This is a genomic window from Bacillus sp. ISL-18 (assembly GCF_018613415.1).
GTDB lineage: Bacteria > Bacillota > Bacilli > Bacillales > Cytobacillaceae > Neobacillus.
Genome location: NZ_JAGGQG010000002.1, coordinates 610,056 through 623,185 on the forward strand (window position 1 = coordinate 610,056; position 13,130 = coordinate 623,185).

The following is a 13,130-nucleotide window of genomic DNA, read 5'->3' on the forward strand; positions in this document are numbered from 1 at the left end:
AATAAGAACTCAAACAATACATAGTAATGTTTGGGTTTTTTATTATACATAACAGAAATAATATTTTAACTCTTCATTATTAAAATATTGTAACAAAGGAGAATTTCCTCAAGTATTGCCGCGTATTTTCTATTATAATAGAATGGTATTCTATCAATTTTTGAAAATGAGGACGTCTTAAATGCTGAAAAAAATAGTAAAATCATATGATTATACGTTGATTATTGCCATAATCCTTTTGTGTGCGTTTGGACTTGTGATGATCTATAGTGCAAGTATGGCCTACGCAGTCCAACGGTACCAAGTAAAACCTGACTTTTTCTACCAAAGGCAAAAAATATTTTTATTATTCTTTGCTGTAATCTTTCTCATAACAGCATTAGTTCCTTATAAAATAATGAATTTTACGAAATGGTTTCAGGCACCAATGGTCATTGCCTCAATTGTTTCATTACTAGGCCTTTTTGTTTTTGGACAAGTAAAGAACAATGCCCAAAGCTGGTATCAAATTGGCTCCTTTCTTTTACAGCCATCTGAATTTGTAAAACTGGGTGTCATCATCTATTTGGCATCAGTTTATGCAAAAAAACAACCGTATATTAACCAGTTCAATAAGGGGGTACTTCCGCCTTTAGTATATCTATTTATTGTCTGTGCTATGATTGCCGCTCAGCCAGACTTTGGGACAGCTGTGATTATTGCAGCGATTGCCTGTACCATTATTATCGCCTCTGGTATGAATTTAAAAACCATCTCGAAATTAGCTTTAATGGTTCTTATCGTTGCCCTGCCGCTTATTCTTGTCTCCTGGGGAAAACTATTTTCACCGGAACAAATGAGCCGTTTTGAAGTAATGGGCAATCCTTTTGATGAAAAATATGTAAAGGATGCCGGCTTCCATTTGGCGAATTCATTTATTGCGATTGGCTCGGGCGGAGTAAATGGACTCGGTCTGGGAAAAAGTATTCAAAAACTAGGGTATCTGCCAGAGTCCCATACGGACTTTATTATGGCTATCATTGCCGAAGAATTAGGTATTTGGGGTGTGGGTTTTGTTATTCTCCTCCTCTCCTATATTGTTTTACGCGGAATTCATATCGGGATGAAATGCAAAGACCCGTTTGGCAGTTTATTAGCATTTGGTATCTCTAGTATGATTGGCATTCAGTCTTTTATTAACTTGGCAGGGGTATCTGGTGTTATTCCACTGACCGGTGTACCGCTTCCTTTTATCAGTTATGGCGGGTCATCGCTGTTAATGCTTGCAGGGGCTACTGGCATACTTGTAAATGTTTCGATGTTTGTGAAATATGAAAGTAAATATAAAAATAAACAAGGCCAAACTGACAAAAAGCTTAAGACTGAGGATGGAAAGGTTTATTATCTTTAATGAAAACGCTGGGGAATTAAGTTCCCTTGCGTTTTTAAAAATACATAGAATACGAGGTGCGTTTCATGACTAGACAGATTAATAAAATATTGGTTGCTAATCGTGGGGAGATTGCGATTAGGGTTTTTCGTGCTTGTACTGAACTGAATATTCGGACAGTTGCTATTTATTCGAAAGAAGACTCGGGCTCTTATCATCGATATAAAGCAGATGAGGCCTATTTAGTAGGTGAAGGAAAAAAACCAATCGATGCCTATTTAGACATTGATGGGATTATTGCCATTGCTAAAAAAAGCGGTGTGAATGCGATTCACCCTGGTTATGGCTTCTTATCAGAAAACATTCATTTTGCTAGACGCTGTGAAGAAGAGGGGATTATATTTATTGGACCTGCTTCTAACCACTTGGATATGTTTGGGGACAAAGTAAAAGCAAGAACCCAGGCCGAACTCGCCCATATTCCTGTCATTCCAGGCAGTAACGGTCCTGTAAATGAGACTAGCGAGGTGGAGGAATTTGCTGCTGCACACGGCTTCCCTATTATTATCAAAGCCTCATTAGGCGGAGGCGGACGCGGGATGAGAATTGTTAAAAACAGTGCGGATGTGCGTGATGCCTTTGAACGAGCAAAATCTGAGGCTAAAGCTGCTTTTGGAAATGATGAAGTGTATGTGGAAAAATTCATTGAAAATCCCAAGCATATTGAGGTTCAAATCATCGGGGACCAGCATGGGAACATGGTGCATCTCTACGATCGCGACTGTTCGGTTCAAAGGCGGCACCAAAAAGTAGTGGAGGTAGCTCCAAGTGTATCGATTTCTGAAGACCTGCGGAACTCGATCTGTCAAGCAGCAGTAAAATTAATGAGCAACGTACAATATTTAAATGCAGGTACAGTTGAATTTCTTGTTTCTGGTAATGATTATTATTTCATTGAGGTGAATCCGCGCGTACAAGTGGAGCATACTGTAACGGAGTTAGTTACTGGAGTTGATATCGTTCAAACGCAAATATTAATAGCCGAAGGGCATGAACTGCATGGCCCTATTATAGGTATTCCTGCACAAGAGAAAATAAAGTTGAATGGTTTTGCTATTCAATCAAGGGTTACCACAGAAGACCCGCTCAACAATTTTATGCCTGATACAGGAAAAATCATGGCTTATCGATCAGGCGGGGGATTTGGCGTACGTCTGGATGCGGGGAATGGTTTTCAAGGAGCAGTAATCACACCTTATTACGATTCTTTGCTTGTGAAGCTATCAACATGGGCATTAACGTTTGAACAAGCAGCAGCAAAGATGGTTCGTAATTTACAGGAGTTTAGGATAAGAGGAATCAAGACCAATATTCAATTCCTAGAAAATGTCGTCAAGCATGAGAAGTTTAGAAATGGTGAATATGATACTTCGTTTATTGATACAACACCGGAATTATTTATTTTTCCCGTTAGTAAAGATAGAGGAACTAAATTATTAAGCTACATTGGAAATGTTACAGTAAATGGTTTTCCTGGGATTGAAAAAAAGAAAAGACCTGTTTTCACTCAACCTAGAATTCCGGCGCTAAAATTTGATGTCCCCTATCAAGATGGGACAAAGCAGATTTTGGATAAAGATGGACCTGATGGACTTGTCCAATGGATAAAAAATCAAAAGCAAGTATTATTAACAGATACAACCTATCGGGATGCCCATCAGTCCCTATTAGCGACGAGAATGCGGACAACTGATATTGTGCATATTGCCGAGGAAACAGCCAAATTATTACCGAATTTATTTTCGTTTGAGATGTGGGGCGGGGCCACCTTTGATGTTGCCTATAGGTTCCTAAAGGAAGACCCGTGGGACCGCTTATTAACGCTTCGAGAAAAAATTCCCAATGTTCTTTTTCAAATGTTGTTCCGCGGTGCAAATGCAGTGGGTTATAAGAACTATCCAGACAACTTAATCCGTGAATTTATCAATCAATCCGCTGCAGCAGGCATTGATGTTTTCCGGATTTTTGACAGTTTAAACTGGGTGAAGGGGATGGAAGTTGCCATTGATGCAGTCCGCCAGTCCGGAAAAATTGCCGAGGCAGCGATCTGTTATACAGGAGATATCTTGGATCCAACAAGAGTAAAGTATAATCTTGACTATTACCGAACATTAGCAAAAGAGTTGGAGCAGCAAGGTGCACATATACTGGCAATAAAAGATATGGCTGGTCTGTTAAAGCCGGAGGCAGCGTATCGGTTAGTATCCGAATTAAAAGCAACTGTCGATATCCCAATCCATCTCCATACCCACGATACAAGTGGAAATGGAATTTTTACGTATGCACGTGCAATAGATGGCGGAGTTGATATTGTTGATACGGCTCTAAGTACAATGGCTGGATTGACATCGCAGCCAAGTGCTAACTCCTTATTTTATGCACTTGAGGGAAATACGAGAAAACCACAAGTAAACATTGAGGCCCTTGAGAAGCTTTCCTATTACTGGGAGGATGTTCGCAAAGTGTATCATGATTTTGAAAGCGGAATGATGTCTCCTCATTCAGAAGTGTACCAGCATGAAATGCCGGGCGGGCAATATAGCAATCTTCAGCAGCAGGCTAAAGCAGTTGGGCTTGGGGATCAATGGGATGATGTAAAAGAAATGTATTCCCGAGTTAATAAAATGTTTGGGGACATTGTCAAAGTTACCCCTTCCTCAAAGGTTGTCGGGGATATGGCCTTATTTATGGTGCAAAATGAAATAACGGAGGAAGATGTCCTCTTAAAGGGGGACAGTCTTGATTTCCCTGACTCTGTTGTTGAATTATTTGAAGGATATTTGGGGCAGCCATACGGTGGATTTCCTGAAGAACTTCAAAAAGTCATCCTAAAAGGAAAGAAGCCATTAGAAGTTCGACCTGGTGAATTGCTTGAGAATGTAAATTTTGAAAAGCTTAAGGAAGAGCTGTTTGAAGAACTTGGCAGACAAGTTACTGATTTTGAAATTTTATCTTATGCCCTCTATCCAAAGGTATTTATAGAGTATATCAGGGCAATCGAACGTTACGGAAATATTTCCATGCTGGATACACCCACTTTCCTTTATGGGATGAGACTAGGTGAAGAAATCGAGGTGGAAATTGAAAAAGGTAAGACCCTGATTGTTAAGTTAGTTTCGATTGGTCAGCCCCAGGCTGACGGGACAAGAGTGGTTTATTTTGAACTAAATGGACAGCCGCGCGAAGTATCGATCAAAGATGAGAGTATTAAAGCGACGGTTGTATCAAGATTAAAGGGAGATATGAAAAACGATGAACATCTCTCCGCCTCAATGCCGGGCACTGTCATTAAGGTTTTAGTAGAACGAGGAGAGAAAGTAGAACGTGGAGATCATTTACTGATCACAGAAGCGATGAAAATGGAGACAACTGTACAAGCGCCATTTTCAGGTATTGTAAAAGACCTTTACGTGAAAAGCGGAGATGCTATTCAGACAGGAGATCTCTTACTAGAACTGACAAAAGCATAAATTAAAGAAATAAAAAAGTTGCCGGTAGCTACCGGCAACTTTTTTTAATGCTGATTCCGACGTGATCGCGAATACAAAAGAAGGAAATAACTTAATACTCCAAATAAACAGGTGATAAAAAAAGCATGCAATAGTGCAATATACAAGTTTAACAGGCTAAAGATGATAAACGCACCAGCAATCACTTGTAAGGTAACAAGGATGAATGCAATCATCCAGCCCCAATAAAGCACCTTCTGCTCTTTATAGTGACGTACGGCAAGGTAAAATATATAAGCAATCCAGATAAAAATTAACCCTGCTGCAGTGCGGTGCCCCATTTGCACCCATTGGTATATGTCTGAGGGTAATGAAAATTTGTCATTTGAACAGAAAGGCCAGTCAAGGCAAACCAGACTCGCTTTCATATGGCGGACTAATGCCCCTGTATAGATGACGAGATAACTGTAGATGGAGACCCCCAAAATATGAAAGCCCATTCTTTTATCGATGATTACCTTATCGGCATCAAATTTCTTATCGACTTCAAAGATAAGCAGAGTTAATAAGAATACAGCAGCAAAGGAAACAAGGGATATTCCAAAATGCAAGGCAAGGACAAAACCTGATTGCCCCCATAATACAGCAGCAGCTCCTATTAATCCTTGTAAGAGTAAAAAGATAACTGACAGCAATGAAAGAAATTTAGTCTCTCTAATATGCCCAATTGCCTTCCATGACCAAACCGAAAGGCCGAGAACCATTATACCTCCAACACCTGAGACAAGCCGATGAGCAAGCTCTATTACTAGTTGTGGAGTTATTTCCGAGGGAACAAATTTGCCCTCGCATAAAGGCCAGGATCTTCCACACCCCATCCCAGACCCAGTCTTTGTAACCAAGGCACCGCCAAGTAGAATAAAAATCATAACGATTGTGGTTGCAACCGCCAACCACTTCAAAGAACGCCGCAAAAAATTCACCTCTTAAAAAGTTCAATAATTTGTCATTGGTTAAACCTGACAGTATAATAAATAAAAACGTAACTAGATTTAAAAGTCCCTATTTATCATAACGAAAATAGTTAAAAAAGAACAGAATTTTAGCTGACAATAATTAAATAATAAATGGAAGATGAATAATAACTATATTTCCCTATTATTATAGTGAAAATAGTCAAAAGGCTTGAATCTAAATTTGAAGGTAGTAAAGTTGATGTATGAACAATGTTAAAAGTCCAAATAAAAGAACAAAAAACAAACAAATTGATCGGTTTTAATCTGCTTTCCTTAAGATGCCTCATACTAATAGAGAGTAAATGCTTAAAAGTGTCTGGAACCACGTTAACTTTTGTTTTTTCACAATTTAGTCTAAAATTATTCAAAAAAAGTTCACAAAAATACCAAAAAGTGTGATTTAATATACAGAGAAAGTGTTTTAGAAAATGAAGGATTTTAAAAGTGAAAATACTTTTTATGTTATAGAACTTACTAGAAGTAAAAGATTCCTTTCTTTAATTTTATATCAGTGCTATATATTTAAAAAATCAGGAAGGTATTTATGTCCCTTAATTGGTGAATATTTGTTAGTAGGATTAGGAGGAAAAGAAATGTCCAACTCTAAGACTTATGGTGATTCAGCCATTGAAAATGGTGCTGCAAGTCTGCATGGAACCATCGAAAAAACGACCGTCTGGAAGGACTTCATGGCCCTTATTAAAATAGGAATTGTTAATTCCAATTTAATTACCACATTTACTGGTCTATGGCTGGCGATTCATTTCTCAGGTCAAAGTTTTTTAGATAATTTAGATATTATGTTTTTTACAGTAGTTGGTTCTTCCCTCATTATTGCTGGTTCATGTGCCATTAATAATTATGTTGACCGGGATATTGACCATTTAATGGAGAGAACGAAAACAAGACCTACTGTCACAGGGAAGGTAATGCCTGTAAAAGTCTTAGTTCTTGGTATTTTGCTTATTGGACTGGGGACACTGTGTTTATTCTTTACTACAGTAACTGCAACAGTAATTGGACTGCTTGGAGTTTTTAGTTATGTTTTTCTCTATACACTATGGTCCAAGCGTCAACTGGTATCAAACACGATTATTGGAAGCATCTCAGGTGCAGTACCACCGTTAATTGGATGGGCAGCAGTGGATGCTAATCTAGATATTATGGCTTGGGCATTGTTTGTTTTAATGTTTGTTTGGCAGCCACCTCATTTCTATGCTCTTGCAATGAGAAGAGTCAAAGAATATAGAGCCGCAGGAGTTCCTATGCTTCCGGTGGTTAAAGGCTTTAAAACAACTAAGATTCACATTTTGGTTTGGGTGGCATTACTTCTGCCAATTCCGTTTTTTCTTACTAAGTTAGGAATCCCATTTCTGATTCTAGCTACCGCGCTTAATGTCGGCTGGTTAGCATTGGGGATTTATGGATATAAGGTCAAAGATGACATTAAGTGGGCGAAACTAATGTTTGTCTATTCTTTGCAATATTTAACGATTATTTTTGTGGCGATGGTTATAGTTACATTAATTTAGTTTTGCCCCTAGGTTCATTCCGGGAGATAGGAAGTCTTTACTTTCTTTTCCTATTAGATGATTGATGACGGTTACATATACTAAGATTTAAAGCTGTTACTGTCAGTCGCTAACGAAGGAGTGAACCATCCTACATACTTCTTTGACCAACAATATTTATTTGATTTTATCAGTGAAAGAGGGGATTGATTAAGCTATGAAAAGGCTTGCAAAGTGGCGTTTGATTTCGTTGTTTGCGATTTTAGCGCTTGTACTCTCCGGGTGTGGGAAACCATATTTATCAGCGTTAAATCCAGCTGGAGAAGTTGCAGACACAGAATATGATTTAATGAAGTTAAGTACCTATATCATGGTAGGAGTAATCCTAGTAGTAGTAGTAATCTTTGTTTTGGTATTTCTCCGTTTTAGAAGAAAAGACGAAAAAATCCCAAAACAAGTTGAAGGAAGTCATCGTTTAGAAATTATCTGGACTACGATTCCGATATTATTACTACTCATTTTGGCTGTTCCAACAGTTGCGTCCACATTTAAGCTTGCTGATGTGAGCCCGATGGACAAGAAGAATACAAAAGCACTTATTGTAAATGTACGTTCGCATTTATATTGGTGGGATTTTGAATATCCTGGTCAAAAAATTGTAACAAGTCAGGAATTAGTGGTTCCTACAGATGAAAAAGTTTATTTTAATTTAAAATCTATGGATGTTAAACACTCGTTCTGGATTCCGGCTGTTGGCGGCAAAATCGATACCAACACAGATAATGCCAATAAGTTTTGGCTGGAATTCGATGATAAACGTGCAAATGAAGCCGGTAATCTTTTCTATGGAAAATGTGCTGAGCTTTGCGGACCTTCACATGCTTTAATGGACTTTAAAGTGAAAGCGATGAGCCGTGATAAATTTGATGCTTGGGTTTCTGACATGCAGAATGTAAAAGAGCCGCAAAAAGCTACCAATGATTTAGCAGCTCAAGGTCAAGAAATTTTCAATAAAAGCTGTATTGGCTGTCATGCTGTTACACCAGCTAACAAAATGCCAGATACTGCACGTGTTGCACCTAACTTGACTAACTTTGGTGACAGATCTCGAGTTGCCGGTATTCTTGACCATAATAAAGAAGAGGTAAAGAACTGGATCAAAAATCCTGAAACCTATAAACCAGGTAATATGATGACTGGTAAATACGGAAACTTGACTGATGACCAAATTGATGCCGTTGCAGAATATCTAATGGGCTTAAAGGTTCAGGAATAATAGGGGAATTGGTTGAAAGGGAGGTAAAATTGTGAGTACCATTGCTCAAAAAAAGGGATTTGGCGCAACCTTATGGGATTATTTAACAACTGTCGACCATAAAAAAATTGCCATCCTATACTTTATTGCAGGCGGATTTTTCTTCTTAGTCGGAGGACTAGAGGCGGTTTTTATCCGTATCCAGCTTGCTGTACCTAATAATGATTTTGTTAGTGCAGGTGCATATAATGAAATTCTTACGATGCACGGAACAACAATGATTTTCTTAGCGGCTATGCCGTTGCTAATTGGTTTTATGAATGCTGTAATGCCATTACAAATTGGTGCACGTGACGTAGCGTTTCCTTTTGTTAATGCGGTAGGATTTTGGTTATTCTTCTTCGGAGGAATCTTTCTTAACCTATCATGGTTCCTAGGCGGTGCACCTGATGCGGGCTGGACCTCATACGCATCACTTGCTCTACATTCTAAAGGCCACGGGGTTGACTTTTATGTACTAGGACTACAGATTTCAGGTATCGGTACATTAATCGGTGGTATCAATTTCCTTGTTACCATTATTAACATGCGTGCTCCTGGTATGACCTATATGAGGATGCCATTATTTACTTGGACAACATTTGTTGCTTCTGCATTAATTTTATTCGCATTTCCTCCATTAACAGTTGGTTTGACTTTAATGATGTTTGACCGCTTGTTTGGAGGTAATTTCTTTGATGTAACAATGGGTGGAAATACCGTTATTTGGGAACATCTTTTCTGGATTTTCGGTCACCCAGAGGTGTATATCTTAATTCTTCCTGCATTTGGTATTTTCTCGGAAATCTTTCCGATTTTCTCAAGAAAACGTCTTTTCGGTTATTCATCGATGGTTTTTGCGACTGTGTTAATTGGTTTCTTAGGTTTCATGGTGTGGGCACACCATATGTTCACAACTGGTTTAGGACCTGTTGCCAATGCTATTTTTGCCGTGGCAACAATGGCAATTGGGGTACCAACGGGTATCAAGATTTTTAACTGGTTGTTTACAATGTGGGGAGGAAGTATCAAATTTACTACTCCAATGTACTGGGCTTTTGCCTTTATCCCTACCTTCCTTATGGGAGGGGTTACAGGTGTAATGCTCGCCGCTGCTACAGCAGACTACCAATATCATGATACTTACTTTGTTGTTGCTCACTTCCACTATGTTATTGTTGGTGGGGTAGTGTTCGGTATTTTTGCTGGCATACATCTTTGGTGGCCAAAAATGTTTGGAACGATGTTAAATGAAACGTTAGGAAAAATTACATTCTGGTTCTTTTTCATTGGGTTCCATTTAACTTTCTTTATCCAGCATTTCCTAGGTTTATGGGGCATGCCACGTCGTGTCTTCACATACCTTCCAGGTCAAGGTTTTGAAACTGCCAATATGATCAGCTCTGTTGGAGCCGGATTTATGTCAATTGCAGTAATCATCATGCTTATTAATGTTGTAATGACTTCTGTGAAAAATGTTAAAGTGGGTAATGATCCATGGGGTGACGGCAGAACGCTTGAATGGGCAATTCCATCACCACCGCCATTTTATAATTTTAAACAGCTTCCATTAGTTCGTGGTTTAGATGCTTATTGGATTGAAAAAATGGAAGGGAAAAAAGGCATGACACCTGCAGAGCCGCTTGGTGATATTCATATGCCTAACGCTTCATTTATCCCATTTGTAATTGCATTAGGATTGTTCATTGCAGCATTTGGTGCAATGTATCATGTTGATAAAGTGTCCTGGGCATTACCAGTGATGATTATTGGGCTTCTAATCACTTTTGGTTCATTATTTACTCGTTCGGTTAAAGATGATCATGGATTCCATATCCATAAAGAAGAATTGCAGGAAGAAAAGGGGGCTAAGGCATAATGCACGCTGAAGAAAAAATGACTTTTGAAACATGGCCTGCTGAGCCGGAAAGATCGACCCTTGAGGCAAAAAATAAATTTGTTGGTTTTTGGTTATTCTTAGGGGGAGAGACCGTTTTATTCGCCTCTCTCTTTGCCACCTACCTAGCGTTAAAGGATAAAGTTCCGAATACAAGTCAGCCGTTGGCAAAGGATCTATTTGAACTACCGCTCACATTTATAGCGACAATGCTGCTATTAACCAGCTCGATTACAAGTGTGTATGCGATGTATCACATGAAAAATTTTGCCTTCAAAAAAATGATGCTTTGGCTGGGCGTTACCGTTTTATTAGGTCTTGGCTTCCTTGGCAGTGAGGTTTATGAATTTACAAATTATGTCCATGAAGGTCATAAATTTACCAGCAGCGCGTTCGGTTCCGCTTTCTATTCACTTGTTGGTTTCCACGGAGGGCACGTTGCATTTGGTTTGTGTTGGATTCTAACATTGATGATTCGGAACTCTAAACGTGGGCTAAGTCTTTACAATGCACCTAAATTTTACGTTGCCAGCCTTTATTGGCATTTTATTGACGTAGTATGGGTATTTATCTTTACAGTAGTATATTTAATGGGGATGGTGGGATAAAATGACAAATCAGCCATTAAGCTCAAACAACCCAAGAGTGGACCTAGAATATCGACGTAAAAAAAGCGCAGAAGAAATGCGCTACCAAGTTATCTCGTTTGCATTGATGATCTTTTTAACCTTAGTGGCCTTCGCTTCAGTTGCCATGAAAGGTACAACGCAATGGTTTACCGTACCGTTTATCGTTTTATTAGCTGCAGTCCAAGTTGTGTTCCAATTATTTTATTTCATGCATATGAGTCATAAAGGGCACGAAGCACCGAAACTTTTCTTGTTTTCGGGATTATTTGTCGGACTAACTGCAATATTAGCTTTTAGCACCATTATTTGGTGGTAATGCTTAAAAGGAAAAATCGGCGTTTAGCCGATTTTTCTTTTTAAGGAAAACTCTTTGCGAGGTCTATTTTCTACGGGTATAATAACAATAATAAGATTCTTTTAATATTGAGGTGAGATCTGAGTGCTTTCATTAGATATTTTTGGCTTTGAAGCCCTTTGGAGCCCGTACTTTTTAATTATATTACTTGCCATAACGGTTGCTTACTTTCTAATAACAACAAAATTTAGAATGAAGTTTCAACAAAGTGAGCCTTTAACAGCTAAACAAGCAAGCTTATTTTTAACGGCAATGTTCTTATTATATGCAATCAAGGGATCACCGTTGGATTTAATGGGGCATCTAATGTTTTATATCCATGGCATTACAATGGTTCTACTAGTTTTCCTTGTTCCGCCCTTGTTTATTGTATCTATTCCTAATTGGCTCTGGAGAACAATTTTAAATTTGAAGGTAATTAAAACGGTATTCCAGTTATTTTCAAGACCTGTGATTGCGATCCTTTTATTTAATGCTTTCTTTTCCTTTTATCATATACCACTTGTTTTTGACCACGTTATGCAAAATAGATATTTACATGCGGGTTACTCAATTGTTTTGTTTGTATTTGCCATTGGCATGTGGTGGTCGCTGGTTTGCCCGCTGCCCGAATATAAAAATTTAACTGGAATAAAGAAGGTTGCTTATATTTTTGTAAACAGTATCCTAATTACTCCTTCATGTGCACTGATTATCTTCTCGGATAACTCCCTGTACGCCACATACCATGATCCCAAGGTATGGTCACAAGTGATGAGTTTATGTGTTGGTTCGTCGTTTGATAATCTCAATATAACGGGTCCAGAATTATTTAGTTCCATGTCTGCAGTGGAAGATCAAAGGCTGGGCGGGGTTGTCATGAAAATTCTCCAAGAGATTATTTTTGCCGTTGTTTTAGGACAAGTTTTCTTTGAGTGGTATCGCAACGATCAGGAAGAATCAGAACGTGAAATGAAAAAACATCAATTAAATCCTACTCACTAAATACTCCCTTCATAAGGGGGTTTTTTAATGAGTATTAATTGAAATGAGTTGGGAACTACTCTAAAATAAGGGTAGTACATTTAGAAGAGAGGATCTACGATGAATTCCTTACCAATATTACCTACCATAAGTACGTCTTTTATTGTTTTAAGTGCTATTACGGTTGCCATTGGCTGGTACCAAATAATACAAAGAAAAATTGATGCCCATAGAAAGACCATGTTTACTGCTGGGATTTTTGCCCTTATCTTTTTTATCATTTATGCCACAAGAACCATTTTTATCGGAAACACTTCTTTTGGCGGACCAGCAGATATAAAAATTTATTACACCATTTTTCTTGTTTTTCATATTACATTAGCAACGGTAGGAGCAGTTTTTGGCATCATTTCTTTATTAACAGGATATAAAAACAACCTGCCCATCCATCGTAAGCTAGGACCGATAACCAGTTTTATCTGGTTTTTTACAGCAATAACGGGAGTGGCCGTTTACTTATTGTTATATGTTTTTTATAAAGGCGGAGAGACAACATCAATGATTAAAGCAATTCTTGGATTATAAAC

At 38.3% G+C, this 13,130-nt stretch carries 10 protein-coding genes; 9 read left to right on the forward strand and 1 reads right to left on the reverse strand.

The genetic code is table 11. The features are described 5' to 3' along the window. Positions 1-181: 181 nt before the first annotated feature. Positions 182-1,390: an FtsW/RodA/SpoVE family cell cycle protein gene (locus tag J7E81_RS03075; RefSeq protein ID WP_215040661.1), complete on the forward strand. Its 1,209-nt coding sequence runs from the start codon at positions 182-184 to the stop codon at positions 1,388-1,390. Between the two features lie 65 nt (positions 1,391-1,455). Next, the gene (gene pyc / locus J7E81_RS03080) at positions 1,456-4,899 is read left to right on the forward strand and encodes a pyruvate carboxylase (protein ID WP_215040662.1); all 3,444 of its coding nucleotides are present in this window, start codon (positions 1,456-1,458) and stop codon (positions 4,897-4,899) included. Positions 4,900-4,943: 44 nt separating this feature from the next. Here the strand turns inward: pyc and J7E81_RS03085 are convergent, their stop codons facing one another. Next, on the reverse strand, positions 4,944-5,852 hold the full coding sequence (locus J7E81_RS03085) for a COX15/CtaA family protein (RefSeq protein ID WP_215040663.1): 909 nt from the start codon (positions 5,850-5,852) through the stop codon (positions 4,944-4,946). A 635-nt stretch (positions 5,853-6,487) separates the two neighbouring features. On the opposite strand from J7E81_RS03085, the gene cyoE reads away from it, so the two are divergent. From cyoE to J7E81_RS03120, 7 genes are all read left to right on the forward strand, one after another. Beyond that, the gene (gene cyoE / locus J7E81_RS03090) at positions 6,488-7,426 is read left to right on the forward strand and encodes a heme o synthase (protein WP_251028410.1); all 939 of its coding nucleotides are present in this window, start codon (positions 6,488-6,490) and stop codon (positions 7,424-7,426) included. 196 nt (positions 7,427-7,622) lie between these two features. Next, entirely contained in the window at positions 7,623-8,681 is a 1,059-nt protein-coding gene (coxB, locus tag J7E81_RS03095; RefSeq protein WP_215040664.1) for a cytochrome c oxidase subunit II, read from the forward strand. Positions 8,682-8,709: 28 nt separating this feature from the next. Beyond that, a complete protein-coding gene (ctaD, locus tag J7E81_RS03100) occupies positions 8,710-10,578 on the forward strand; it encodes a cytochrome c oxidase subunit I (protein WP_215041199.1) in 1,869 nt (622 codons plus the stop codon). After that, positions 10,578-11,204: a cytochrome (ubi)quinol oxidase subunit III gene (locus J7E81_RS03105; protein WP_215040665.1), complete on the forward strand. Its 627-nt coding sequence runs from the start codon at positions 10,578-10,580 to the stop codon at positions 11,202-11,204. The genes ctaD and J7E81_RS03105 overlap by 1 nt, the downstream gene beginning before the upstream one ends. A 1-nt stretch (position 11,205) precedes the next feature. Next, on the forward strand, positions 11,206-11,541 hold the full coding sequence (gene ctaF, locus J7E81_RS03110; RefSeq protein ID WP_215040666.1) for a cytochrome c oxidase subunit IVB: 336 nt from the start codon (positions 11,206-11,208) through the stop codon (positions 11,539-11,541). Between the two features lie 123 nt (positions 11,542-11,664). Beyond that, positions 11,665-12,564, forward strand: coding sequence for a cytochrome c oxidase assembly factor CtaG (gene ctaG / locus J7E81_RS03115; protein ID WP_215040667.1), 900 nt, complete (start codon positions 11,665-11,667; stop codon positions 12,562-12,564). Positions 12,565-12,663: 99 nt separating this feature from the next. Further along, on the forward strand, positions 12,664-13,128 hold the full coding sequence (locus tag J7E81_RS03120; RefSeq protein WP_215040668.1) for a DUF420 domain-containing protein: 465 nt from the start codon (positions 12,664-12,666) through the stop codon (positions 13,126-13,128). Positions 13,129-13,130 lie beyond the last annotated feature (2 nt).

What these genes read in the sequence shown, in the direction of transcription:
- cyoE (WP_251028410.1), top strand. Translation starts at nt 6,488, where the DNA reads ATGTCCAACTCTAAGACTTATGGTGATTCAGCCATTGAAAATGGTGCT.
- J7E81_RS03120 (WP_215040668.1), top strand. Translation starts at nt 12,664, where the DNA reads ATGAATTCCTTACCAATATTACCTACCATAAGTACGTCTTTTATTGTT.
- J7E81_RS03105 (WP_215040665.1), top strand. Translation starts at nt 10,578, where the DNA reads ATGCACGCTGAAGAAAAAATGACTTTTGAAACATGGCCTGCTGAGCCG.
- J7E81_RS03075 (WP_215040661.1), top strand. Translation starts at nt 182, where the DNA reads ATGCTGAAAAAAATAGTAAAATCATATGATTATACGTTGATTATTGCC.
- coxB (WP_215040664.1), top strand. Translation starts at nt 7,623, where the DNA reads ATGAAAAGGCTTGCAAAGTGGCGTTTGATTTCGTTGTTTGCGATTTTA.
- pyc (WP_215040662.1), top strand. Translation starts at nt 1,456, where the DNA reads ATGACTAGACAGATTAATAAAATATTGGTTGCTAATCGTGGGGAGATT.
- ctaF (WP_215040666.1), top strand. Translation starts at nt 11,206, where the DNA reads ATGACAAATCAGCCATTAAGCTCAAACAACCCAAGAGTGGACCTAGAA.